At 37.1% G+C, this 25,312-nt stretch carries 19 protein-coding genes; 9 read left to right on the forward strand and 10 right to left on the reverse strand.

Annotated elements, in window-relative coordinates:
* Positions 1–68: 68 nt before the first annotated feature.
* The 5 genes from GM418_RS04020 to GM418_RS04040 all read left to right on the forward strand — a co-directional run bounded on the left by GM418_RS04020 (position 69) and on the right by GM418_RS04040 (position 5,259).
* Positions 69–1,619 carry a tetratricopeptide repeat protein gene (locus GM418_RS04020; protein ID WP_158863390.1) on the forward strand — a complete coding sequence of 517 codons (1,551 nt, stop codon included), beginning with the start codon at positions 69–71 and terminating at the stop codon, positions 1,617–1,619.
* Between the two features lie 198 nt (positions 1,620–1,817).
* Positions 1,818–2,129: a hypothetical protein gene (locus tag GM418_RS04025; RefSeq protein ID WP_158863392.1), complete on the forward strand. Its 312-nt coding sequence runs from the start codon at positions 1,818–1,820 to the stop codon at positions 2,127–2,129.
* 346 nt (positions 2,130–2,475) lie between these two features.
* The gene (locus GM418_RS04030) at positions 2,476–3,117 is read left to right on the forward strand and encodes a hypothetical protein (protein ID WP_158863394.1); all 642 of its coding nucleotides are present in this window, start codon (positions 2,476–2,478) and stop codon (positions 3,115–3,117) included.
* Positions 3,118–3,262: 145 nt separating this feature from the next.
* Positions 3,263–4,441 carry an acyltransferase family protein gene (locus GM418_RS04035; RefSeq protein WP_158863396.1) on the forward strand — a complete coding sequence of 393 codons (1,179 nt, stop codon included), beginning with the start codon at positions 3,263–3,265 and terminating at the stop codon, positions 4,439–4,441.
* 308 nt (positions 4,442–4,749) lie between these two features.
* A complete protein-coding gene (locus tag GM418_RS04040; RefSeq protein ID WP_158863398.1) occupies positions 4,750–5,259 on the forward strand; it encodes a hypothetical protein in 510 nt (169 codons plus the stop codon).
* A gap of 39 nt (positions 5,260–5,298) precedes the next feature.
* Here GM418_RS04040 and GM418_RS04045 read toward each other — a convergent pair whose 3' ends face one another.
* From GM418_RS04045 to serC, 4 genes are all read right to left on the reverse strand, one after another.
* A complete protein-coding gene (locus GM418_RS04045) occupies positions 5,299–8,274 on the reverse strand; it encodes a PEP/pyruvate-binding domain-containing protein (RefSeq protein WP_158863400.1) in 2,976 nt (991 codons plus the stop codon).
* Positions 8,275–8,413: 139 nt separating this feature from the next.
* On the reverse strand, positions 8,414–9,664 hold the full coding sequence (locus tag GM418_RS04050; RefSeq protein ID WP_158863402.1) for a DUF1015 domain-containing protein: 1,251 nt from the start codon (positions 9,662–9,664) through the stop codon (positions 8,414–8,416).
* A 134-nt stretch (positions 9,665–9,798) separates the two neighbouring features.
* A complete protein-coding gene (locus GM418_RS04055) occupies positions 9,799–10,719 on the reverse strand; it encodes an NAD(P)-dependent oxidoreductase (RefSeq protein WP_158863404.1) in 921 nt (306 codons plus the stop codon).
* A gap of 54 nt (positions 10,720–10,773) precedes the next feature.
* On the reverse strand, positions 10,774–11,844 hold the full coding sequence (gene serC, locus GM418_RS04060) for a 3-phosphoserine/phosphohydroxythreonine transaminase (RefSeq protein ID WP_158863406.1): 1,071 nt from the start codon (positions 11,842–11,844) through the stop codon (positions 10,774–10,776).
* Positions 11,845–12,215: 371 nt separating this feature from the next.
* Here serC and GM418_RS04065 point away from each other — a divergent pair, with 371 nt between their 5' ends.
* Positions 12,216–13,610 carry a sulfatase gene (locus GM418_RS04065; RefSeq protein WP_158863408.1) on the forward strand — a complete coding sequence of 465 codons (1,395 nt, stop codon included), beginning with the start codon at positions 12,216–12,218 and terminating at the stop codon, positions 13,608–13,610.
* A gap of 28 nt (positions 13,611–13,638) precedes the next feature.
* Here the strand turns inward: GM418_RS04065 and gcvT are convergent, their stop codons facing one another.
* The gene (gene gcvT, locus GM418_RS04070) at positions 13,639–14,721 is read right to left on the reverse strand and encodes a glycine cleavage system aminomethyltransferase GcvT (protein WP_158863410.1); all 1,083 of its coding nucleotides are present in this window, start codon (positions 14,719–14,721) and stop codon (positions 13,639–13,641) included.
* Positions 14,722–14,932: 211 nt separating this feature from the next.
* Between gcvT and GM418_RS04075 the strand changes: the two genes are divergently transcribed.
* Positions 14,933–15,283 (forward strand): Hpt domain-containing protein, encoded by a 351-nt coding sequence (locus GM418_RS04075; RefSeq protein ID WP_158863412.1) that lies wholly within the window; start codon positions 14,933–14,935, stop codon positions 15,281–15,283.
* Positions 15,284–15,306: 23 nt separating this feature from the next.
* Positions 15,307–15,597, forward strand: coding sequence for a PQ-loop repeat-containing protein (locus GM418_RS04080; protein WP_158863414.1), 291 nt, complete (start codon positions 15,307–15,309; stop codon positions 15,595–15,597).
* On the opposite strand, the gene clpB is transcribed toward GM418_RS04080, so the two are convergent.
* The gene (gene clpB / locus GM418_RS04085; protein ID WP_158863416.1) at positions 15,594–18,182 is read right to left on the reverse strand and encodes an ATP-dependent chaperone ClpB; all 2,589 of its coding nucleotides are present in this window, start codon (positions 18,180–18,182) and stop codon (positions 15,594–15,596) included. The two genes, GM418_RS04080 and clpB, sit on opposite strands and share 4 nt — an antisense overlap.
* Before the next feature lie 618 nt (positions 18,183–18,800).
* On the opposite strand from clpB, the gene ppdK reads away from it, so the two are divergent.
* Positions 18,801–21,503, forward strand: a complete 2,703-nt coding sequence (gene ppdK / locus GM418_RS04090) for a pyruvate, phosphate dikinase (protein ID WP_158863418.1) — start codon at positions 18,801–18,803, stop codon at positions 21,501–21,503.
* 362 nt (positions 21,504–21,865) lie between these two features.
* Here ppdK and GM418_RS04095 read toward each other — a convergent pair whose 3' ends face one another.
* The 4 genes from GM418_RS04095 to GM418_RS04110 all read right to left on the reverse strand — a co-directional run bounded on the left by GM418_RS04095 (position 21,866) and on the right by GM418_RS04110 (position 24,594).
* Positions 21,866–22,519 (reverse strand): response regulator transcription factor, encoded by a 654-nt coding sequence (locus GM418_RS04095; RefSeq protein WP_158863420.1) that lies wholly within the window; start codon positions 22,517–22,519, stop codon positions 21,866–21,868.
* A gap of 13 nt (positions 22,520–22,532) precedes the next feature.
* The gene (locus GM418_RS04100) at positions 22,533–23,318 is read right to left on the reverse strand and encodes a sensor histidine kinase (RefSeq protein ID WP_158863422.1); all 786 of its coding nucleotides are present in this window, start codon (positions 23,316–23,318) and stop codon (positions 22,533–22,535) included.
* Positions 23,319–23,416: 98 nt separating this feature from the next.
* The gene (locus GM418_RS04105; protein ID WP_158863424.1) at positions 23,417–24,067 is read right to left on the reverse strand and encodes a hypothetical protein; all 651 of its coding nucleotides are present in this window, start codon (positions 24,065–24,067) and stop codon (positions 23,417–23,419) included.
* Between the two features lie 116 nt (positions 24,068–24,183).
* Positions 24,184–24,594: a hypothetical protein gene (locus GM418_RS04110; RefSeq protein WP_158863426.1), complete on the reverse strand. Its 411-nt coding sequence runs from the start codon at positions 24,592–24,594 to the stop codon at positions 24,184–24,186.
* Positions 24,595–25,312 lie beyond the last annotated feature (718 nt).

Here is a 25,312-nt window from a genome sequence, read left to right on the forward strand (position 1 = left end):
TGCTCTTACACGATATTGTTGAAGCACATTCAGCAAGCGCTGACTTTTGTCGGCGAAACTTCGTTTCAATGTGTCCAAAAGAAATGTGCTTCAATGCTGAGCTAAGCATTGTGCCCAATTGCAAAAAACATACTGCAATGATAAAACTACAGATGAATAAATTAGGATTATTTATATTAATGCTTCTTGCCATTCCTCAGATTACTGTTTGTCAGAATGGAGAGAAAGAGTATAATATTGGTTACAAATCAAACGTGTATAGAGATTATTCTCGTGATGATAATTTGTTAAACAAAGAACAGAATTTGCGGAATTCAATAAACAACTATCGGGTTGTTACCATATCAATGTGGTATCCATCAAACATTACAGAGTCTGATGAAAAAGTGAAATTTGGTAATTTTTTACCCACAATTGAATTGAATGAGAAAAAAGATTACAATGTAAAAGATTCTATAATAAGCCCTGCTGATAAATTTGCTGACTATTATAACATCAGTAAGGCTCATTTTTCAAGTCTAATAAATTACACAACACAATCATATTTAAACTCAAAACACTTAGATGAAAAATATCCTTTAGTAATATATATTCCCGGAATGAATGGGTTTTCTTTTGAAAATCATATGTTATGTGAGGAAATTGCGAAGCAAGGATATGTTGTAATATCCTTCAATTCCAAAGGTTCAGATAAGAGATGGATGGAGCCCAATACGATAGATTATGAGAATCAAATACGTGATGTTCAGTTTTTAATCGCAGAAACAAATAACTTATCATTTGTCGACAATTCTAAAATCTGTTTAGTTGGTCATAGCATAGGGGGATATGTAAATATATTGACAAAAATAAGGGATAACAGAATTTCCTCACTGGTGTCGCTTGATGGTTCAATAGTACATGACTTAAACAGATATAAGGAATTTGTTTACAACGATTTAAATAAAGTAAATTGTCCGGTTTTGTCAATTTCAACCCAAGATTTCAATAAAGCAAGGATATATCTTGATAGTATGAGTCACGCTGACAGATACTATTGCAAAACTTTAACTTTTAATCATAAAGATTTTAAATCAATCACATATTTACTACAAACCTCTGTTGATTCAGTAAAATTTAAAGCGTACCAGAAATTAAACAATCTGATAGTATTATTTATAAATAAAGTCAATAACAATAAAAAACAGGGAGGATTTGATGAATTAAGCAATAATCTGTCAAACAGTGGACTTGTCACAACCTCATATTTACCTTCGATACCCGATTTTTCTGACTTTAAATTTATGGTTTATAACGCCAATTTTGATAATATGATAAGGGTATATAAAAATACAGTTAAACAACACCCGTCGTTTGAACTTTCAAAAAATGAATTATACGATTGGGGAAATAGCTTGAGATATTACGGTTATTTCAGCCAGGCTATTCAAGTTTATCAGCTACTTATTGATTTGTATCCTGATTATATTTCAGGTTACAATGGAATGGCAAGAACACTTTTATTGCAAGACGATAATAAAGAAGCAATAAAGGTTTATAAACTTGCATTGAAAATTGATCCCAATAATGAAAGCATCAAAAGGAAATTAAATAAAATGACAACAGAAAAAAGCAACTAAAGCCCAACATATGGTATTTGACATGGCTGGAGGGTGGCTCGAATCTACACAGTCGAATCTTGTGCCTGCCTCGTTTTCGGTCGGACAGTCAGACTCTCGTCTGACAAGTAACTATTGGAAAAACATTTGATCAAATTGAATCAGATTTTAAAAATTACAGAGAAATTGCAGACAGAACAAAAAAAATAAAAAACAAAAATGACTAATTTTCAAGAATCAAAAGAATATAAAGACAGGCTGGAAAAGATTGAAAAAATCAAAAATATTCTTACAAATTGGAATCCGTTAGGAGAACAGGCAAAAAGTGTAAGTGACCTTGATAATTATGATACCGAGGCAAATGATATTTACTTCCATTTTGTAAGCGAAATAGATTTTCAAAAAAGTAAAAACCCGTTAAAAAGAATCCAAACAATAACAAAAGAAGTATTAAACGAGGCATTCAATCTTTGGTTAAGTGACAAAGAATGTGAAAAACCAGCTAAAAATATAATGGAAATACTAAAATAAAACACCAACGCATAAACCACTGCACATCATAGGGTGGGGTTGGTCGTAATAAACAGTTAATCAATGAGAGACCGGATATTAATATTAGTCATTCTAATCTTCGTTCCGTATAGCAATAAAGGACAAGAGAGAGAATGGCTGTTAAACAAAGATTCTGTTTTTACATCTATTTCTTCTGAACATTTTAATCTGTCATTAGTGTCCGGTAAAAATTTACCGGACACTAATGTTGCAAAATAATCGGGCATTACCGTTACAAAAGGTAGAAAAACAAAATAATCAGTGGGTTTTCAGCGAACAAAAAGGATTGAAACCGTATATTTCATAATAAAAACAAAAAATCCCGATGACCTATTTTAATAAAAAAACCAGAATAACCGCATCGGCAATGGGAGTGTTGCTTGGTTTGGCAGGCATTGTTAATCACGGAGTATTTGAGATTCTTCAGGGCTTTACTCCTACCAACGGATTTTATATTGAAGCCATTGGCGAAGCCCATCGATTTTGGCTTTATGGAACGGAAGGGGCTTTTACAATAATTCATAATTTTCTGATTACAGGCATTTTTGCAGTCCTGGCAGGTTTAGCCATAATTGTTTGGTCTTTGAAGTATATCCATACCAAACATGGTACAACCATTTTCCTGTTATTAACTGTTTTATTAATTCTTGTTGGCGGTGGAATCGGTTTTATTATCGTTTTTATTCCCACATGGGCTTTTGCCAGCCAAATAAACAAAGCGCTGGGTTGGTGGAAAAAAATATTTCCCTTCGGCCTAAGAAAAATATTGTCTTCGTTTTGGATCTTCAGTTTAGCTGCAGCAATGATTTCGTGGTTGATTGTTATGGAACTGGGAATTTTTGGTTATATCCCGGGGCAAAACAATCCTGACATCATCCTAGACACTGTTTTCATATTATTATTTTCTTCAGCATTTTTAACATGTATAAGCTTTATTTGCGCATATTCCGGAGATATCAACCGGTGAAACAACCAAGGCAGAAAACCCAAAAACAAACTATCTGTCAAGCACTAAGATAACCTGGCTGTTTGAACACAAATACAGTCAAGCTGAACGATTGTAACTTATTCACCTTGCTAAACGTCTCACCGCTAAAAAACCAGAAAACTTTATGAAAAACATCTCAAACAGAAATCTTTGGGTCGACTATTTACGGTCGGCAATAACTGTGATGGTGGTAGCACATCATTCATCACTTGCCTATACTACTTTCGCCCGATTTGACAAAGAGACCTATATCAATTCAACACATGCTATCGTTGATACAAAAAGGTGGGTCGGCCTTGATATCTTTGAAAATTTTAATGATGTATTTTTTATGTCACTTATGTTTCTGGTAGGTGGGCTATTTTTAATAAAAAGTGTCAATAAAAAAGGCACAATTACTTTTATAAAAGACCGATTTTACAGACTTTTCATACCCTTTTTATTATTGGGAACCGGTTTTATGCTCATTGCTTATTTTCCTTCCTATTATGTTGGCCACAATAACTTTGACATTTTAGCTTATGTAAAAGATTTTTTCGGACCAGAAAAATGGCCGGTTGGCCCCCCCTGGTTTATATGGATACTATTTCTTTTTAATCTTCTCTTTGCTTTGTGTCAACCTCTCTTTTCAAAATTGAGCAATAACTTTGGCACAAAACTTTCAAATGCAAAAAACAAACCTTTTTCTTTTTTCCTTTTTTTGTTTTGTATCACATGGATACTTTATGTACCTCTTTCATACACAGTTGGGGCTGGCAAATGGGTAGGATTTGGTCCTTTTGATTTTCAGTTAAGCCGAATATTTCTCTACTTTGGATACTTTGCACTTGGGATTCTGCTCGGAAACACAAATTTCAACAGCGAAATATTTTCAAACCATTCTGCAACGGTAAAAAAATGGTGGCTTTGGCTTTTGTTGTCTCTGCTTGTTTATTCCACTTTAACTGCAGTTTCCGAGCCTTTAAAACAAATGTTAGAGAACAACCTTATTAAAGAATTTTATGCGTGGATGATTTATTATGTAATTTATGCCGCGTCGTGTACAATTAGTAGTATTGCCTTTATAACAAGTTTTAGAAAACTGGCAAATAAAGAAAATAAACTTTGGAATTCACTATCAGAAAACGCCTATTTGATATACCTGATTCATTATATTTTTGTTGTCTGGTGTCAGTTCCTGTTGTTAAGATTTGATATTCCGGCTTTTATTAAATTTTCGTTGACATTCATATTGTCTTTCTTTTTGAGTTGGCTTTGTAGTGTTCAGCTAAGAAAAATAAGAGTTATAGAAAAGTACGTATAACCTGATAAAAACAGGTCGACATCAGAAAACAATAACCAGAATTTTGAGTTTAAACTGTGGATGTCCGTAATTAACAAAAGCGTTACAATTGCCGGATCCAGGAATAATATTTCCATTGGTAATGAATCAACGCCCTTTGTCTCTGTCATTTATTAAACGGCAGGCGAGAACTCGAAGCAGCTTCTCTTTACATTAGGTTAAAGATAAAATAGCTGGTTCTTTTGTGGCTCATTTTTTGTTAAATACCAAATAAATCAATAAAGTTGAGTTTCATTTTCAGCTTATTTCCAAAACTAAAATATAATACCATGAAAGTAAAAATCTTTTTGTTCGCAGTTATTCAACTATCGGTTGTGCATATTTGTGCCCAAAGTCTGGAAGAATCTTTGGGAGGAATTGAAACCAACTTCCAGTTTTTTTCCAATAATATCGATTTGAAAGTAACTGACCAGTTCATAATTAAGAGAGCCGAAAAGAAGGCGTCTGCAAGTACCAACTATTCAGCCAATTCCGCTTATGGCTACGGCTATGGATATCAGTCTTTTCACCTTGAATTTGTCACAAAGGAATATTATACAATCGAAGAAGTTGAACATAAAGGCAGATACAGCGATAAAATAGAGCTGACATTTTATAACTCAGATGATATTGCCCTGGCAACCCATACTTTAGATTATTCGGTTGTGGACTTGTCATACAATATATCATCCGATGAAATTCAGTTTTTTTATTCGATAGACCTGTTGGGCATACCAATTGTTTTGTTAAACAAAACTGCGAAAATCAATTTTATTAAAAAGGTATCGAACAAAAAATAGTAAATATAATCCACCAACAATTTAATCAAATTCTTATTTTCAGCAGTAAATCAACGCCTTTTGTTCTTTGCCATTCATTAAAACCGTCAGGGGCTCTTTAAACTCTACATGTTTAATAAATTCTGTTTCCTGAACCAGATTTTTGTCGGTAAGTTTCTCCATTTTCAACTTTGAGCTGCGTGAATTGTGCGGCACAGAGAAGTAGCCCACGTTCATTGACGTTACATTGTGGAAAAAATGTGAACCAAGAGAGGCGTCCAGCGGAAAATCGGGCAGCCCCATTTCCACAATAATACGCGCTTTGGAAATGTGCGCCCACAAAACAGGAATTCCGGTGTATGGATCCCGCGAGCCCCAGCGCCCGGGTCCTATCAGAACATATTCTTTGCCCTGTGCTTCAAAACGGAGATTCAGTTTACGAATCTCTTCTGCCATTTGTTTGGTTTTCATCTTATCAAATTTTGCAGGATCGACAAAAACCACATCTTTTATATGGTTTATCTTTCCGTTTCCCATCCCCCTTTCGGCGTACATAAGTATTTTATCCTCGTCAACAGCACCCAAATTAATCTCCACTTTTTCCTCTATACGGATCAATGGTTTTATCTGCAAAAGATAAAATGTTGGCAATCCGTTTTCAGCTTTCTCCAAATCGATGGCATATTCAATTTCAACCGGTGAGCCCATCGCTTCTTTAAAAAGTTTTAATAACACCTGTAAAGTTTCAGCCAGTGGCAAGTAGCCGTATTTTAGAATATTTGCAAAATCGACAACACGGGGTCCGTTCATTTGAATTCCCGGGACCAAATCATCATTCTCCATTATATAAGTGGAGGTAGAATGTTCGAGGGTCTCGTCTTCTTCAGCATCTTTTATCCGGAACCGTTTTATTGCAGCATCCTCACCGTCGGTAATTAAATCAAAATTGTCTTTGGTAAGGTCAATTGCATAAAAATGTTTCTGCGAGTCTCTGAGCTGATCTTTAACTGAAGTTGGATTAATGTTTGGATAAAGCGGACAAAAGCGGTAGGAATTTTCGCCGCCAACCACATACATTCCCAAACCAACGGCAGCTACAGAAAAACCATCCTCCGGCTTCATATATGATATGGGATAGTAATTAAACGACTGTGCCACACCCGAAACGCTTGGATAATATTTATTGTTATAATTGTGCCCGATTACCTCCTGGATAACCACCGCCATTTTCTCCTCCTCTATTTTATAGTTCACCGCATCAAAATAAGCTTGTGCTGAATCGGTAAAAATACTGGCATACACCAATTTAATCGCCGTTTCCAATTGCTGGTAACGAACTGAAATATCTGCATGGTTATTGGGAATAAGATAAGTTGAATAAACCCCCGAGAAAGGTTGCAGCAAAGAATCTTCAAACAAACCGGAAGAACGAACCGCCAGTGGCTTTTTCATCGTTTCGAGGTATTTCATAAGCCGTTTTCGGATTTTATCGTCAAACTCCGACTCAAGAAAATGCTGACGAATCGATTCAAAATCGTTTAATGAATAAATATCATCATACAGATTATTCATTTCGATGAATTTATCAAACTCCAGGGCTCCTAAAACTGCTGTAGCGGGGATTCGAATATTCATCCCCCGGATATAATTCTGAAAATCGATATTTTCGATAATATGGCAAATAAAAGCGATTCCGCGGCCTTTTCCCCCAAGAGATCCCTTCGCCAGCCTTACGACAAAACGATTATGATCAACCAGAACCGGGTCAAAGTTTACAATGGTTCCTTTTAATTTTTCGTATCGAACCGAACGAAAAACATTGAGACAAAAATTTCTCAACTCCTGTGCTGACTCAAAATCTTCGGTTTTTATGGGACGTAATCTTTCGGCCATATTTATTTCACCGCGTGCCATTAACCAGGTGGAAAAAGAATTTCGTTTTCCGTGATACAACATTGCCTCAGCCGGAATGGAACTAAATTTTTCCTGAAACTCCTGCAGATTTTCTGCTTCGGCCAGGGGTTTACCATCCATACCCTTAAATACAAAATTCCCAAATCCAAGCCTCCGGTAAAGAAAATTCAGAATGTCCATCGACAAACTTTCTGAATTTTTGTTGATAAAATCGGCACCTACACTTTTGGCGCGTTCGGCATTTGAAATATCATGCGACTGCAACAACGATGGAATCGGATATTTAAAGGTCTGTTTGGCATATTTTAGTAATTCAATTCCGGCATCTTCATCATCCACGCCATCCTTCTCAAACTTAACATCGGAAATTACACACAAAATATACCGGCGGTAAGCGTTAATTAAACGAACTGCCTCTTCGTAAGTATCAACCAGCAATACTTTCGGACGTGCCCTCATTTTTAAAATCTTATGCAGTTCGTCGGTAGCATCCTCCTGAACCAAAATCTGGGTTTGTGTCATCACTGTAGTGTAGAGCATCGGCAAATACCTTGAATAGTATTGAATGCTGTCCTCCACCAAAAGAATAACCCGTACATTTCCGTTTTGTGTATCGCGGGCCACGTTTTTTTTATCCTCGATATATTTTATCATGGCAAGAAAAACATTCGAGTTCCCGTTCCAGACAAAAATACGGTCGATTGAATCCAGCTTTCTTCCTTCCGCCTGAAAATACCGTAAATCGGCATTGTTGTTTACAAGCAACAAAAGCGGAACCCTGGGACGAATGGCCCTTATTTCTTTTGACGTTTGAACAGGTGTATCTTTGTCAACTCCGGCCATAACAATAATTAAATCAAAATCTTTATGTTTTAGCGTTAAAAGTGCATCTTCCTGTGAGTTAACACTTGTAAAGCGTGGAGCTGCATATAAATTTAGCTGTAAATACTCACCAAAAATTTTATCGCTAAACTGTCCTTCACGCACAATGGAATACGAGTCGTAAAGTGTAGCAATCAGGAGCACCTCTTTCACTTTAGTGGGCATCAATTCCTGAAAAATATCACGATCGGTTTTTTTCCGTTTGTAAATGTTTGCCAGTGAAATATTTTCAAGTTCCATAAATATCTGTTTTGAACGATGAAATTAAGAAAAATTCAGGCTTGTTTTTGAATTGGGAATATGCTGAAAAAAAGGTAACTGTTAAATTAAGGGCAAAAAAATCCCGGAGTTTTCTCCCCGGGACATTTGATTTGTTTTATCAGTCGAGTTTATGAATAACCAGGCCTGAGCGTAGTTTGGGTTCAAACCAGGTGGTTTTGGGCGGCATAATGTTTCCGCTGTCGGCAATATTTATCAACTGCTGCATAGAAACCGGATATAAAGCAAAAGCGGCTTTCATTTCCCCTGAGTCGACTCTTCGTTTTAACTCAGCCAAACCACGAATTCCGCCAACAAAATCAATTCTTTTCGAAGTTCTTAAATCTTTAATATCCAAAACCGGATCTAAAATCTGTTTTGAAAGAATGGTTACATCCAAAACGCCAATCGGGTCTTCATCATCATAGGTTCCTTCTTTTGCTGTAAGTTTATACCAGCTTCCGGAAAGATAAAGACTGAACTCATGTAATTTTGAAGGTTTATAGATTTCCTCTCCCATATTTACAACTTCAAATCCTTTTGAACATTCCGCCAGAAAGTCAACATCTGACAAACCATTTAAATCGGCAACCACACGATTGTAATCGATAATCTGCAACTGATCATCCGGAAAATGAACTGCCATAAAAAAATTATATTCCTCATCTCCTGAATGATTTGGATTTTGTGCTGTCTTTTCCAACCCGATTCGGGCTGCTGCTGCCGTGCGGTGATGACCGTCGGCAACATAGGTAAAAGGTACTTTCTCTGCAAAAAGCCTTTCAATTTTTTTATTTGTTTCCACGGAATCAATCGTCCAGAAATGATGTCCGAAACCATCTTCTGCCGTAAAATCATATTCCGGGGGATTATTTTTAACGATTTCAGCTACAATTTTATCAATTTCAGGAACAGCTTTGTATGCAAAAAATACAGGTTCGATATTGGCATTTAAATAACGGGTCAGTACCATTCGGTCTTCCTCTTTTTCCGGCCGGGTTAACTCGTGCTTCCTGATGATTCCATTTTCATAATCGGCACAGGCAGCAGCGCCTACAATTCCATACTGCGTTTTTCCATTCATGGTTTGCGCATAAATGTAATATTTTGCCTGTCCATCCTGTTGCAGCCATCCTTTTCCATGGAAAGCAGTAAAATTATCAACCGCTTTGTTGTACACGATTTCAGAATGAATATCGTCCACACCGGGGCATTCAATTTCTGCTTTTGTGATCCGCAACAGCGATTTTTCTTTTCCGTCAGCCATTCGAGCTGCTTCTTCCGAATTCATTACATCGTAGGGAAGGCATGCCAGTTCTTCGACAATTTCTTTTGGTGGCCGCAGCCCTTTAAATGGTTTTATTTTTGCCATTTGAAATAGATTTTGAATATTGATACAAATAGATTTTAGACCATCAAAAATAGAAATCTAAAATCCAATAGCGATAACAATTAGAATAATCTTTTCCTAAAAAATTCCTCTCCTGTGGGGAGCTTAGGCGGGCTTTATTTATTCACCTGATAAGTTTTATCTCCTTTTTCAAAAAAACCGACGATTTGTTCTGCCGCTGCAACTCCGGCGTTAATATTTGCCTCCGCGGTTTGCGCCCCTGCTTTTTTGGGTGTAAAAAAATAGCGCCCCTCAAATTTTTCAACAAAATCTGCCTCACAGTCGGGAGTAATATCCGACATGTATTTTAAGCCTGGCTTTTCTTCCATAATCTTCAGCAAATCCGTTTCGTTTATTACTTCTTTTCGGGCAGTATTTACCAAAATGCTACCGTCTTTTAAGTGTTTCAATACTTCGTAGCTTACCGATTTTATATGTTCTCCCCTTGCCGGAACATGAATGGATACGATGTCGCTTTTTTCATATAACTGTTCCAGCGAATTGGTTACTTTTAGCCCGATAGCAGCGGCAGCATGTTTACTATAGCGTGTATATACAATTACTTTCATCCCCATAGCACGTGCAATACGAAAAACATTTCGTGCCACAAAACCAAATCCGTGCAGTCCGAGTGTGCGACCGCGGAGTTCGCCACCCGGTTTGCCGCTAAACATTTCCCGAATTCCAAAAATGGCCAGGCCGATTGCAAGTTCAGCTACCGCATTGGAGTTCTGTCCGGGAGTATTCATTACTACTATATCCTTCCGGGTTGCTGCATCCAGATCCACATTATCGTAGCCGGCGCCGGCGCGAACCACAATCTTTAACTTCTTTGCAGCATCCAGAACTTCTGCATCAAATTTATCGCTTCTGATAATGGCTGCGTCAACATCAGGAATACGCTTTAGAAGCTCTTCCTTCGAACTGTATTTTGCAAGTAGTAGTAAATCGTAGCCCTCCTTTTTAAAAATTTTACCTATTTTTTTTATTGCTGAAGGAGCAAAAGGTTTTTCAGTAGCAATTAAGATTTTTCTCATAACTCAAATTTTTAGTGCAGAAAAAAAATGCAGGGCTTTCACCCTGCATCTTTTTTATCTTATTTTTTCAAATTCCTGCATGGTTTCGACCAGCGCCTTAACACTGTCAGTGGGCATCGCATTGTAGATTGAAGCCCTGAATCCTCCTACCGACCGGTGTCCCTTGATACCAATCATTCCTCTTGCTGTTGCAAATTCGAGAAATTCTTTTTCAACTTCACCATATTCAGGCGCCATAACAAAAGTTACATTCATTCTTGAACGATCTTCCGGATCAGCGACTGTAGGAACAAATAATTTATTACGGTCGAGTTCATCATAAAGAATAGATGCTTTTTCAATATTTACTTTTTCAATGGCTTCTACTCCACCCTGGTCTTTTAGCCAGATTAAAGTTTGCAAGCAACCAAAAACTGCCAATGTTGAAGGTGTGTTAAACATCGATCCTTTATCAGCATGGATTTTATAATCAAGCATTGTTGGAATCGTCCGTTCAACTTTCCCCAGGGCATCGTCTTTTACAATAACCAAAGTCGCACCTGAAGGGCCAAGGTTTTTTTGCGCGCCGGCATAAATCACAGCGTATTTTGACACATCAAGCGGGCGGCTGAAAATATCTGATGACATATCGGCAACCAGTGGCATAGCAACTTCCGGCTCTTTCAGGATTTCTGTTCCGTAAATGGTATTGTTTGTTGTGTAATGAAAATATTCAGCATCGGCCGGAACTTCATATCCTTTTGGTATATAATTAAAATTTGCATCTTTTGACGATGCAACTTCAACCACTTCGCCAAACAGTTTTGCTTCTTTAATTGCTTTTGAAGCCCAGGAACCGGTGTTCAGGTAAGCAGCTTTTTTGTTCATCAGATTATAAGGAACCATTAAAAACTGTGTACTCGCACCTCCCTGTAAAAACAGTACAGAATAACCGTCGGGAACATGCAGTAACTCTTTTACCAATGCTTGTGCTTCGTCCATTACGGCAACAAACTCTTTGCTTCGGTGCGAAACTTCCATTACAGAAAGCCCTGTTCCCGCAAAATTTACCGCTGCTTCCGCTGTTTTTTCCTTTGTAAATTCGGGCAAAATTGAAGGCCCTGCATAAAAATTGTGCTTTTTCATTATTACAACAAATTAAAAAGGTGAATTAATTAAAACCATTTCGTTGCAAACTTTACTTCAAAGTTCGTTATAAGTTAAAGGTTTGCAGATGAGAAAAATCAATATATCTAATAAAAATTTGAGTTTTAAAACATTAATAAACAACACAAAACCAAATGACAGAAATCATATTTTCTTCCAGATGATTTATAATCAGATAAAGCCCAACTGTTTGTTTAGCATACAAATTTATCGGAATCTAAATAAGAAATCCATTTTTTAAAACATTAATCTTCTACAATAATAATTATTTAAAAAAATTATAAATTACCGCTTTACAAAATTGTTTGAAAGAATTACTGACAATTTCTGCCAAATCAAACTGATATAAAATGAAAAACATCAAATTCATTCGGCTACTAATCCTTCTGTTGGTAATACCAGCTTATTCGTGTAAAACAAATCAGGAAGACCAAAGGGTTAATTTTGTTTTTATTTTAGCTGACGATCTGGGGTATGCCCAATCCGGCTGTTACGGTAGTGAATATTATACAACTCCCAACATTGACAAACTGGCGCGGGAAGGTATGCGTTTTATCAACGCTTATGCTGCGTGCCCGGTATGCTCCCCAACACGGGCAAGCATTATGACAGGCAAATATCCGGCACGTTTGCACATCACTGATTTTATTGCAGGAAATAATCGTGATGATTATCCGCTGTCCCAGCCCGACTGGCAGAAATTTCTTCCTCTTGAAGAAGTTACGTTTGCTGAACTACTGAAACAAAACGGTTACAAAACGGCGCTGTTTGGGAAATGGCATTTAAGCAAAGAAAAAACACCACCGGAGAGTTTGCCTTTTAATCCGGACAAACAGGGATTTGACGAAACTTTTGTTACTTACAAACCTTCCGGAAATATGGCGCAGCCCTGGCAACAGCCTGAAATTGACGGGCATAATGTAGATACCATTACCCGTTTGGCAACAGAATTTCTGGAAAAAAACCAAACAAAGCCGTTTTTCCTGTTTGTGTCGCATAATTCCATTCATGATCCTTTAATGGAAAAACAGGAGACTATTGAAAGATACAAAAAACTGAAGGGAGCTGACAAACAGGAAAACCACGCTGTAATTGCTGCCATGATTGAACGGCTTGATAAAAGCTGTGGCACTATTGTTAATAAAGTAAACGAACTGGGACTTGAGGAGAATACAGTGATTATTTTCTTTTCTGATAATGGCGGCAGAGATTTGTATGCCAAACAAACACCACTTCGTGCCGGCAAAGGATGGATTTATGACGGCGGAATTCGCGAACCGCTGATTGTAAAATGGAAAGATAAGATTCAAGCGGGCACCCTTTCGGAATCATTGATCAGTTCAATTGATTTTTATCCAACATTCCTTGATTTAGCGGGTATAAACAAAAAACCTCAGAATATAGACGGAAAAAGTTTTCTTCCGGTTTTAAACAATCCGAGAATTGAAATACACGATAATCTTTTCTGGCATTATCCACATTACCACAGTGGTTCAGGAATGATGCCTGCAAGTGCTGTTCGCTCAGGAAAATATAAACTGATTGAATGGCATGAACCTCTGCTAATTGAAAATAAGAATGCGTGGGAGCTTTTCGATTTGGAGAATGACATTGGAGAAAAACAAAATCTTTGCGACAGCCTTCCTGAAAAAGTATTAGAACTAAAACTTGTCTTAACCACCTGGAGAAGCGAAGTAAATGCTCAGATGCCTCAAATAAATAAAAATGCCACTCCAAAAAAATGAAGTGGCAACAATATTTTATAAACGAGATTTAAATAAAAGGCAACTTTACAATCTCTGCAGGAATATTCTTATTTCTGATTTTCACAAAAATCTGTGTTCCAAATGCTGAATACTCTTTGGCAACATATCCCATACCAATTCCTTTGTTTAAAACGGGCGACATGGTACCCGAAGTTACCTTCCCAATAACACTCCCTTCCGAATTTACCAACTCATAGTCATGTCTCGGAATACCACGCTCCTGCATAATAAAACCGCGTAGTCTGCGTATAATGCCTTCGGTCTTTTGCATCATCAAAAAATCACGATCGATAAATTTCCGGCCGTTGTTAAATTTGGTAATCCATCCTAATCCGGCTTCAATCGGAGATGTAGTGTCATCAATATCATTTCCATACAAACAGTATCCCATTTCCAGACGTAAAGTATCGCGCGCACCTAAACCTATAGGTTTTATTCCAAATTCTTCTCCGGCTTCAAAAATAGCATTCCACATTTCCTCAGCAACTTCATTTCTGAAATAGAGCTCAAAACCACCCGCACCGGTATAACCAGTAGCTGAAATAATTACATCATCTATACCAGCCATTTTGCCTGTAACAAATGTGTAGAATTTTATTTCGGAAAGATTTATATCTGTTAATTTCTGTAAAGTGGCATTTGCTTTCGGCCCCTGAATTGCAAGCTGGCTAATTCTGTCGGAAGCATTCTCAAGCTCCGCGCCAACATCATTCTGACTCACAACCCAATTCCAGTCCTTTTCAATATTTGCAGCATTTACAACCAACATGTATTTTTCGGGTTCATAAAAATAAACCAGCAGATCATCAACAATTCCACCTTTCCCGTTTGGGAAACATGAATATTGCGCCTGGCCTGGAGTTAAAATGATTGGGTCATTTGAAGTAATCTTTTTTACCAAATCCAGCGCTTGTGGTCCTTTGATCCAAAACTCGCCCATGTGCGAAACATCAAAAACTCCGACAGACTCACGAACAGTCATGTGTTCGTCTTTTATACCACTGTATTCTATGGGCATTTCAAAACCGGCAAACTCAACCAATTTACCACCTGTTCCTTTATGAATTTTGTTAAATGCTGTAATTTTCATTTCAATACTTTTAGTTCATCCAATCCACATTAACCACTAAATTGGAAACATATTCAACTGATATAACGTTCAAAATAAAAAACTCAAAATATAAGTAATTATTACGCAAAGCTATCAATTCAAATATAGCTGGCACATGAATTTTATCAGAAAAATAAGGAATAGGATTTATTAGATATTTCGCTAAATTGCGACACAATAAAATTTTGAGATGGAAAAAGAAAATTATCCCTTGGATTTGGGTTATCTCGACGATGTTGCCGGAGGCGATATCGAGTTCAAAAAAGAGCTGGTAAAAATATTTCTGCAACAAGTGCCGGTTTTTATTGAAAATATGAAAAAATTTCAGGTAGAAAAGGATCTCGAGAATCTTGCAAAAGAAGCACATACTGCAAAATCATCGGTTTTAATTTTTGGGATGGAAGAAACCGGAGCCAATTTGAAAAAAATCCAACTTCTGGCAGAAGAAAATCAAACGCAACAGATCCCGATGTTATTGGAAAAGTCGATACGAGATATGGAAGAAATAATACTTCCGTTACAGCATTTTATGGAATCATGACTTCATACCTTTAAAAAGTTAATATGTTTAATGAAATGATTGGCTGGACAGGAAATATCCTTTTCGCCATTTGTGGTATTCCGCAGGTTATTAAAACATATAAAACCAAGAGTGCAAAAGATTTAAGTATTTTGTTTTTATGGCTTTGGCTTGCAGGCGAAGTTCTGACTTTTATGTATATTATCAATGGAGACCTGGAAACAGGCTCCGTACATTGGCCGTTGTATTTTAATTACATCGTCAATATTTTTATGGCCTGTTTCCTGATCTACGCAAAATATATCTATCCAAAAAAATACTCGTCCGTTCCTTAATTTTTGAAAATTAGTCCGTTGCGATCAAAATCGATTACAATTGTTTTATCTTTCTGAACCTGCCCTCCGATGATCTTTCTTGATAACTCATTTAACACATGTTTTTGTAATATACGTTTTACCGGACGTGCTCCAAAATGAGGGTCAAAACCAGCACTTGCCAACCATTCCACGGCCGAATTAGTAATTTCTATTTTTATGTCTGCTCCCGCCACTCGCTTTATCACCTGCTCAAATTGGAGTCGAACAATTTCTGTAATATCTTCTTTTGAAAGTGGAGTAAACACAATGGTTTCATCAATCCGGTTCAAAAACTCCGGCCGGATGGTTTGTCTCAGCATTTCCATCAATCGGTTTTTTGTTTCTTCCAAAATAAACTCCTGGTTTTCCTCATTCATACGTTCAAAACTTTCCTGAATGATTTGTGAACCGAGATTGGAAGTCATTATGATGATAGTATTCTTAAAATTTACTGTCCTTCCCTTGTTGTCTGTTAATCTTCCGTCGTCGAGCACCTGGAGCAGCACATTAAAAACGTCGGGGTGTGCTTTTTCAATTTCGTCAAACAACACAACAGAATAGGGTTTATGCCGGACCGCTTCAGTCAACTGCCCGCCTTCATCATACCCTACATATCCGGGTGGACTACCAATGAGACGCGTGACTGAAAATTTCTCCTGATATTCCGACATGTCAATCCGCGTAATCATATTTTCGTCATCAAAAAGATACTCCGCCAGTGCTTTTGCCAATTCTGTTTTTCCTACACCTGTCGATCCCAAAAATATAAAAGAACCGATTGGTCTTCTTTCGTCCTGCAAGCCAGCCCTGCTTCTGCGCACTGCGTCTGATACAGCAACGATTGCCTCATTTTGTCCAACGACACGTTTATGCAGCTCATCTTCCATAAGAAGTAGTTTTTCACGCTCGCTTTGTAACATTTTTGAAACCGGAATTCTCGTCCAGCGAGCTACAACTTCGGCAATGTCTTCTGCATCAACCTCCTCTTTAATCAGATTTTCACCTTCTTTCAATTTTTGCAGCTCTTTCTGGTATTTCTGAATCTCATTTTCTGCCTCCTTTACCCGGCCATAACGAAGCTCTGCAACACGTTCATAATTTCCCTGTCGTTCTGCTTCTTCTGCTTCGCGTTTAAAATCTTCGATTTCCGATTTCTTTTTCTGAATATTATCGATAACTGCTTTTTCGGACTGCCATTTGGCTCGCAACCGCGATTGTTCTTCTTTCAAATTTGAAATTTCTTCGTGCAGTTGTGCCAATTTTCTATCATCTCTTTCCCGTTTTATTGCTTCACGTTCAATTTCCAGCTGTTTTACCCGGCGTTCAATTTCATCCAGCTCTTCCGGAACAGAATCCATCTCCAGACGTAATTTTGCTGCGGCTTCATCCATTAAATCAATGGCTTTATCAGGTAAGAACCGGTCGGAAATATAACGTTGCGACAGCTCCACCGAAGCAATAATTGCGTCGTCTTTTATTCTTACCTTATGGTGGTTCTCATACCTTTCTTTTATTCCACGCAAAATAGAAATGGCACTCAGCGTATCCGGCTCTTCCACCTGCACCACCTGAAACCTTCTCTCCAGTGCTTTGTCCTTTTCAAAATATTTTTGATACTCGGAATAAGTTGTTGCTCCAATTGCACGAAGTTCACCACGAGCCAGCGCGGGTTTTAAAATGTTGGCTGCGTCCATTGCTCCTTCTCCTTTTCCCGCTCCAACCAAAGTATGAATCTCATCAATAAACAACACCACTTCATCATTCGACTGAACAACTTCATTCACAACCGCCTTTAAACGTTCCTCAAATTCTCCTTTGTATTTTGCACCTGCAATCAGTGCTCCCATGTCGAGAGAATAAACCTGTTTTGTTTTCAGGTTTTCAGGAACGTCACCGCGAACAATTCGATGTGCCAGGCCTTCTGCAATAGCTGTTTTGCCTGTGCCGGGTTCGCCAATTAAAATCGGGTTATTTTTTGTTCTGCGGGATAAAATCTGCAGGATTCGTCGAATTTCGTCATCACGTCCAATCACCGGGTCCAACTTTCCACTTCTCGCTCTTTCATTTAAATTGAGAGCAAAACGGTTTAAGGAATTAAATCTGTCTTCAGCAGTCTGACTGTCGACACTGGAACCTTTTCTTAACTCTTCAATAGCTAGTTTTAATTCTTTTTTTGTAATGCCATTGTCTTTCATCAAATGGCTCACAGAATCGCCAGCATCAAACAATGCCACCAAAATGTGTTCAACGGAGACAAACTGATCCCCCATCTCCTGAGCCAAAGCAAGTGATTTTTGCAAAACTTTGTTGGCCGATGAAGAGAGGTACTGTTCCCCTCCGGTGACTTTTGGATATGATTCAATTATCTTATCAAGTGCCTGTTGAAAAATCGCGGTATTAACTCCTAATTTTTTTAAAAGGAAATTCACCACATTCTCTGCAGAATGCAAAAGTCCTTTTAGTAAATGGCCTGTTTCTATACTTTGCTGGTTATTTCCCTGTGCTATCTGGAAACCATGCTGAATGGCCTCCTGCGCTTTTATTGTAAAATTGTTTAAATTCATATCTTTCCTGTTTTAATCAACATTCAGCCACAGGCAAAAAACAAACCATAACTACCTAACAGACAGCTTGTCACATTCACATTGTTGAAAAATGAAATTATTTCTGAAAATGAAATTATGATATGAATATTTGGCAGAAAACAAAAAAAACAAGGATGAAATCTCACCCTTGTTTTCTTAACCTAACCAAATCTATTCTCTATGAAAAAACACTTTTTTGTCTAACTTCTCGTACAAAAATAAGCCAGAAAAGAGTTAATACATCTCAAGCAAAGTTAAAGAATGTTAAACCTTAATTCTCAAATCAATAAACAACATTTTATTAACATTTACTCCTTCTGTATTTCCTATTTTTAAAGTGCTTACGAAATTTTATTTTAACTGAATCGGAATTGAATAATCAACCATAAAATTCAATTATTTCATTCAGAAGCCTGCAAATATGTACATAAATAAATATTATATGCATTATAACCCATTGAAAATAATACAATATGCATCTATAACAGCTTTGTAATGTCCTATAAAAGTTTCTATTATGAAAAAATAGAGTTACTTTAGCAGTCCGAATTTTTCGAGATATTTTTAATCTAATTATAACTAAAAAAAATACATTTTATGGCAAAGTACGTTTATACCTTTGGAGCAGGTAAAGCTGAAGGTAAAGCTGACATGAAAAATCTCCTTGGTGGAAAAGGAGCCAATCTTGCAGAAATGAACCTCATCGGAGTTCCGGTTCCTCCCGGATTTACAATTACTACCGAGGTTTGTACCATGTATAATGAGCAAGGGCAAAAAAGTACGTTTGAACTTATAAAACCGGAAGTAGAAGCTGCCGTAGCCATGGTAGAAGAACTCACCGAAACAAAATTTGGTGATAAAGAAAATCCATGTTTGGTTTCAGTTCGTTCGGGAGCAAGAGCTTCAATGCCCGGAATGATGGACACCGTACTAAACCTTGGAATGAATGAAGATGCGGTTGAAGGCATTTCAAAAAAATCAGGAAACCCGAGGTTTGCGTGGGATTCATATCGTCGTTTTGTTCAAATGTATGGCGATGTGGTAATGGAAATGAAACCCGCCAGCAAAGAAGAAATTGATCCTTTTGAAGAAATCATAGAAGAATTAAAAGAAGAAAAAGACATCCAGCTTGACACCGAATTTACTACTGAAGATTTAAAAGAATTGGTAGTACGTTTTAAAGCTGCCGTAAAAAAAGAAACCGGGAAAGATTTTCCTGTTGACCCATGGGAACAACTTTGGGGAGCTGTGGCCGCAGTATTTAACAGCTGGAACAATCCACGTGCTATTCTTTACCGTCGTTTGGAACAAATTCCTGACGAATGGGGAACCGCCGTGAATGTTCAGGCTATGGTATTTGGTAATATGGGCAGTAATTCAGGTACAGGAGTTGCTTTTACCCGTGATGCGGCTACCGGTGAAGACATTTTTAATGGTGAATATTTGATCGATGCACAGGGAGAAGATGTGGTAGCAGGTATTCGTACCCCACAGCAAATTACCCTGGAAGGGTCCAAAAGATGGGCTGTTTTACAGGGAATCAGTGAAGAAGACAGAGCTGCAAAATACCCGTCGCTGGAGGAAGCGATGCCTGAAATGTACAAGCAGTTGAATGACACTCAGCAAAAACTGGAGGATCACTACAGCGATATGCAGGATCTCGAATTTACCATCCAGGAAGGTAAACTGTGGTTATTACAAACCCGTAACGGAAAACGTACAGGTGCAGCCATGGTAAAAATTGCTGTTGATATGCTCGAAGAAGGTCGAATTGATGAAAAAACTGCCCTTTCAAGAATAGACCCAAACAAGCTGGACGAATTACTGCACCCTGTTTTCGAAACTGAAGCGATAAAATCGGCAAATGTATTAACAAAAGGGTTACCGGCATCTCCGGGAGCAGCGACCGGCCAGATTGTTTTCTTTGCTGATGAAGCAAGTAAATACCCCGCTTCAATTCTTATCCGGGTTGAGACTTCTCCTGAAGATTTGGAAGGTATGCACATCGCCAAAGGTATCTTAACCGCACGTGGAGGTATGACATCGCATGCAGCAGTTGTTGCCCGCGGAATGGGAAAATGTTGTGTGTCAGGTGCCGGGATGGTAAAAATCAACTACAAAACCCGGATTATGACCATTGAAGGGAAAGAGTTCAGAGAAGGCGACTGGGTTTCATTAAACGGGACTACAGGTGAGGTTTATGAAGGTAAAGTTGCAACCATGGACCCGGATTTAAGCGGTGATTTTGGTAAAGTTATGGATTGGGCTGACAAATTTACGAGAATGAAAGTCCGCACCAATGCAGACACACCAAACGATGCAAAAGTTGCCCGCGAATTTGGCGCAGAAGGAATTGGTCTCTGCCGCACAGAACACATGTTCTTTGAAGGTGAACGAATTAAAGCTATGCGCGAAATGATTCTGGCCAAAACAGAAGAAAAAAGACGCAAAGCACTGGATAAACTATTGCCTTACCAAAGAGAAGACTTTGAAGGTATTCTTGAGGCAATGGCCGGTTTTGGTGTAACCATCCGTCTGCTCGATCCGCCATTGCATGAATTTGTACCTCACGAAGAAGAAAACCAGAAAGAGATGGCAGATGAAATGGGAATCTCAGTTGAAGAAGTAAAAACTTTGGTTGAAGATTTACATGAGTTCAATCCAATGTTAGGACACCGTGGTTGTCGTCTTGGAAACACCTATCCTGAAATTACAGAAATGCAGGCGCGCGCCATTATTGAAGCTGCTGTCAACCTAAAACAGAAAGGTGTCGATGCACGCCCTGAAATAATGGTTCCTTTAATCGGTACTGTTAAAGAATTGAAACTCCAGGCAGATATTATTCACACAACCGCTAAAAAAGTTTTTGAAGAGAAAGGCGCTGAATGTGAATATATGGTTGGAACAATGATTGAAATACCAAGAGCTGCTGTTACAGCCGATCAGGTAGCTGAAGTTGCCGAATTCTTCTCGTTTGGTACAAACGACCTTACACAGATGACTTTTGGATACTCACGCGACGATGCCGGCAAATTCCTGCCAATTTATATTGAAAAAGGAATATTGAAAAATGATCCTTTCCAGGTTCTTGACCAGGAAGGCGTTGGGCAGGTAGTTAGAATGGGAGTTGAAAAAGGCCGAAGTGTAAAACCCGGGTTAAAAGTAGGAATCTGTGGTGAACATGGTGGCGAACCTTCGTCTGTGATGTTCTGCGATAGCGTTGGAATGGACTATGTAAGTTGTTCTCCATATCGCGTTCCAATTGCCCGTGTTGCCGCAGCTCAGGCAAATACAAAATAATCAGATACTTACTCACAATATCACTAAAAGCCGTTCAGTAGAGCGGCTTTTTTTATGTTGTCATTAGGTATTTTTACCTAATATAAAAACAGGTATAAATACTCTTTCACAGATAAATTAATTATGAGACATTTGCTGGTGAGATTTAGATAACGAAAAGACATAAAACAATATTTAAGATATTCCCCGCACATTAGTTAGTAGTTATTCTTAATCACACACAGCGTTCCTTTTTGTATCGTAAAGGTTTTCAGTTCAAACTCTCTAACTTTGGAATCCCTTCCGTACTGAAAAATTCTAATCTAAAATGGGGAACAACTAGAAATTTCTATTTAAAAAAGGCCGCATAACAGTGGCCTTTTTTATATATGAACTATCTTATTTTTAAAAGCATAAACAACCAACCCTGCCATATTTTTTGTTTCTGTTTTTTCCAAAAGCCTTTTTTTGTGGCCTTCAACAGTTCTTTTGCTGATAGATAAAACTTCTGCTATTTCCTGCGCTGTATTTTCCTTGCAAATAAGCTCCAGAATCTGAACTTCCCTTTCTGACAATCCCGGATTCAAAGAAATTTCTTTTTTATTTCCATTGTGAATATTCCGTAAAACCAAACTCGAAATATCAGATGGAAAATAGAATTCTTTATCTGTTAGCTGAGACAAGGCAAGCTCCAGCTCATCGGGGTCGGCATTCTTTAATAAATATCCGTTTACCCCCTGGTTTACCATAAAAAGTATAATCTGCTCGTCCTCTTCCATCGTCAGAATCAAGATTTTCACATCTGGGAATTGCTCCTTTATTTTCTCTGTAGCTTCAATGCCATCCATAACAGGCATTTTTATATCAAGCAAAACGACATCAGGCTTAACCTCTAAATCATGAAGCAATTTAATCAGTTCCAAACCATTTTCCGCTTCGTATATCTCATTTACAAACTCAAAATCTCTAACAATAGAATAAATACCTTTTCGGAATAATCTGTGATCGTCGGTAATTACTAGGTTTATTTTCTCCATAGAAAGAATAATTCTAAAAATTGGCAAAAATAATAGCTAACGTTCCTTTTCCCGGAATCGATCTCATTTTAAATTTGGCGCCAATCATTCCGGAACGACTCTCCAAATTCTTTAATCCCAGACCTGTTTCCAGCTTTTCATTCAAGTCAAATCCTTTCCCATCATCGCTGACGGAAACTGCAAGTGTGGAGTTTGAAAACCTTGTTTTTATTTGAATTCGGGATGCCTCTGCATGTTTCAGCGCATTGTTTACAATTTCCTGAACAATACGAAAAACGGCCAGCTCCTTCTTTATTTCAAACCGAACAGGCTCTCCGGTGCACCAATATTCAATTTCTATTTTCCCTGATTTATTGATCCAGTTGACTAATTCCTGTATTGCAAAACTTAACCCCAGTTTTTCAAGTGACGGAGGTAACAAATCCCTTGAAATACGCCTCACCTGTGTAATAACCTCATCTAAATAGGATTTTGTTTCCCCTGCAAGTGTTTTTGCTTTTTCTGATTCCGATTTTTTTTCAATCTGCCCCACATTCAGTTTTACAACCGACAGCATCGCTCCAACTTCATCATGTAAATCGCGTGCAATTCTCTTTCTTTCTTTTTCCTGAGCAGAAATTGTATTTCGTAATATTTCTTCCTGTTGGTCCGATTTCACTTTACTTAATTCCAATTCTTTTTTAAGAAGCCTTTTTTGATAAGCAACAAAAAAGAAAAAGATGGCCACTGCAAGAATGATCATTCCAAGTGAACCAATATAATAAACGGTTGTAATATCGGTAATTCCGGTTTCCGGCATCAAACAAACATTTAAGAAATCCCTTAAGGGAGCTAAAATTAAAACAATTTCATAAACTTTTATCTGAAATCATTTATTTATTGAATGCCTGGATCAATTTATTTACTAACTGGTTTTCGTTTTCTGGCCTTCAAAAAACCAACAGCTATCAGAATATAAAACAAAGCCATCAAAGCAGAATAATAGTACACAGTAATTTTTGAAAATTCCCTTGAAACTTCCAGAATGTTGTTAAATAAAATGTAAAAAAACAGGTTTCCCGTATAGTAAATTAAAATAGCTGTATTGATCCATATCGAAGGCTCGTCGGCAAGTTTAACAATTTTTGCTTCCATCATCACTTTATAAAAATACATGATGGATAATAAAATTATTAATATATCTCCCAACGAACTCGGTAAAGACGGATACTCAAAAATACTTTGTATAAACAATGAATTGACTACCCAATAGATGAAAAAAACAAAAGTCAAGATTAAATAAATTCTCTTATCTATAAGACTTTTTAAAACATAAAAATAGAATGCAAAAAGCAATCCAAGGGAAATAGCTCCATACAAATGCAATAGCGGCATGGCATTTTTAACATCAGCGAGCCAAAAAAGTAGTCTGGTAAATACTTCATTAGCCGTCCCGTAACAAACAAAAGAGAAAATTATTTTAAGATTTTTGTCAAAATATCTGAAATTAAATATGCCTGCAATAAAAGGTACAAGTATGGAAGTCCAGTTTAGATAAATAAAATTCACACTGCTATAGATTAGATAGCACAATATATCATATTCTCTGTAAAACAAAAGACACAAAGCCCATTTTTCACCTTTATCCTATAAGCTATCTCTGAAAAAAATCATCGTATTTGTGTTTAAGGCTGACCAGCATGTTTTCTTTTTCTGGCTTTAAAAAAACCAACAGTCATTAAACTATAAAGTAACGCCATTAATGCACAAGAAAAAGCAACCGTTATTTTTGAAAATTCCCTCGAAGCCTCCAAAATCACATTAAACAAAATATAATAAAATAAATTCCCGGTGAAGTAAATTAGTATAGCCGTATTAATCCAAACAAGAGGCTCATCTGCTAATTTCATGATATTAGCCTCTAACATTACATTATAAAAATAAACTATCGCAAATAATATTATTAACATGTCGCCCAATGAATTAGGCAGAGTTGGAAATTCATAAATACTCTGAATAAATAAAGAATTTACTCCCCAGTATACTACAAATAAAACACCTAAAACTAAAAAATATCTTCTTTTTATATTCTTCAAAATATAAGAGTAAAATATGAATAGCAAGGGATAGGTAATTAACCCATATAAATGTACGAACGGCATTGTATTTTTTATATTCGCAAATATGATTAATAACCGGATTAACACTTCGGTAAAAGTTCCATAACAAACAAAGTAAAACAACACTTTTAAAGGTTTGTCAAGTTCTTTAAAATGTATCAGGCCGTATACAAAAGGCATTAGAATCGATATCCAATTGAAGTGAATAAACATAATAACAGAACTAAAAAATTATTAAATGTAAATACTGTACTCACTACAGAAAGTTAGAAAAAAGTAATTCAATAAAAAATGTAACACCCACATCATCTTATTTTTTTGCATTTACATGAACTAATTACTTTCGAAATCCTGCGTATTACAGACATCAACTCTTTTTTTTAACTTTCAAAAAACCAACAGCTATCAGAATATAAAATAAAGCATTGAGACCGGAAAAATAATAAACCGTTACTTTTGAAAACTCACGGGAGTATTCAAGTATCAAATTAAACAGAATAAAAAAGAACAAATTTCCCGTATAATAAATAAGAATAGCTGTATTAATCCATACCAGAGGTTCATCCGCCAGTTTCACAATTTTTGCTTCAAGCATAAGCTTATAAAAATAAATAATTGCTAAAACAATTATACAAAGATTACCGAGCGCACGTGGTAAGGCAGGAAGTACATAAACACTTTGAAAAAAAAGAGA

The sequence above is a fragment of the Maribellus comscasis genome, assembly GCF_009762775.1.
GTDB classification, from domain to species: domain Bacteria; phylum Bacteroidota; class Bacteroidia; order Bacteroidales; family Prolixibacteraceae; genus Draconibacterium; species Draconibacterium comscasis.

Excerpts from the sequence above, each read along its gene's own strand:
- gcvT (WP_158863410.1), bottom strand. The coding sequence starts at position 14,721 with ATGAAAATTACAGCATTTAACAAAATTCATAAAGGAACAGGTGGTAAA.
- GM418_RS04045 (WP_158863400.1), bottom strand. The coding sequence starts at position 8,274 with ATGGAACTTGAAAATATTTCACTGGCAAACATTTACAAACGGAAAAAA.
- GM418_RS04025 (WP_158863392.1), top strand. The coding sequence starts at position 1,818 with ATGACTAATTTTCAAGAATCAAAAGAATATAAAGACAGGCTGGAAAAG.
- clpB (WP_158863416.1), bottom strand. The coding sequence starts at position 18,182 with ATGAATTTAAACAATTTTACAATAAAAGCGCAGGAGGCCATTCAGCAT.
- GM418_RS04080 (WP_158863414.1), top strand. The coding sequence starts at position 15,307 with ATGTTTAATGAAATGATTGGCTGGACAGGAAATATCCTTTTCGCCATT.
- GM418_RS04075 (WP_158863412.1), top strand. The coding sequence starts at position 14,933 with ATGGAAAAAGAAAATTATCCCTTGGATTTGGGTTATCTCGACGATGTT.
- GM418_RS04065 (WP_158863408.1), top strand. The coding sequence starts at position 12,216 with ATGAAAAACATCAAATTCATTCGGCTACTAATCCTTCTGTTGGTAATA.
- GM418_RS04050 (WP_158863402.1), bottom strand. The coding sequence starts at position 9,664 with ATGGCAAAAATAAAACCATTTAAAGGGCTGCGGCCACCAAAAGAAATT.
- GM418_RS04030 (WP_158863394.1), top strand. The coding sequence starts at position 2,476 with ATGACCTATTTTAATAAAAAAACCAGAATAACCGCATCGGCAATGGGA.
- GM418_RS04020 (WP_158863390.1), top strand. The coding sequence starts at position 69 with ATGTGTCCAAAAGAAATGTGCTTCAATGCTGAGCTAAGCATTGTGCCC.
- GM418_RS04095 (WP_158863420.1), bottom strand. The coding sequence starts at position 22,519 with ATGGAGAAAATAAACCTAGTAATTACCGACGATCACAGATTATTCCGA.
- GM418_RS04055 (WP_158863404.1), bottom strand. The coding sequence starts at position 10,719 with ATGAGAAAAATCTTAATTGCTACTGAAAAACCTTTTGCTCCTTCAGCA.
- GM418_RS04035 (WP_158863396.1), top strand. The coding sequence starts at position 3,263 with ATGAAAAACATCTCAAACAGAAATCTTTGGGTCGACTATTTACGGTCG.
- GM418_RS04040 (WP_158863398.1), top strand. The coding sequence starts at position 4,750 with ATGAAAGTAAAAATCTTTTTGTTCGCAGTTATTCAACTATCGGTTGTG.
- GM418_RS04100 (WP_158863422.1), bottom strand. The coding sequence starts at position 23,318 with ATGCCGGAAACCGGAATTACCGATATTACAACCGTTTATTATATTGGT.
- serC (WP_158863406.1), bottom strand. The coding sequence starts at position 11,844 with ATGAAAAAGCACAATTTTTATGCAGGGCCTTCAATTTTGCCCGAATTT.
- ppdK (WP_158863418.1), top strand. The coding sequence starts at position 18,801 with ATGGCAAAGTACGTTTATACCTTTGGAGCAGGTAAAGCTGAAGGTAAA.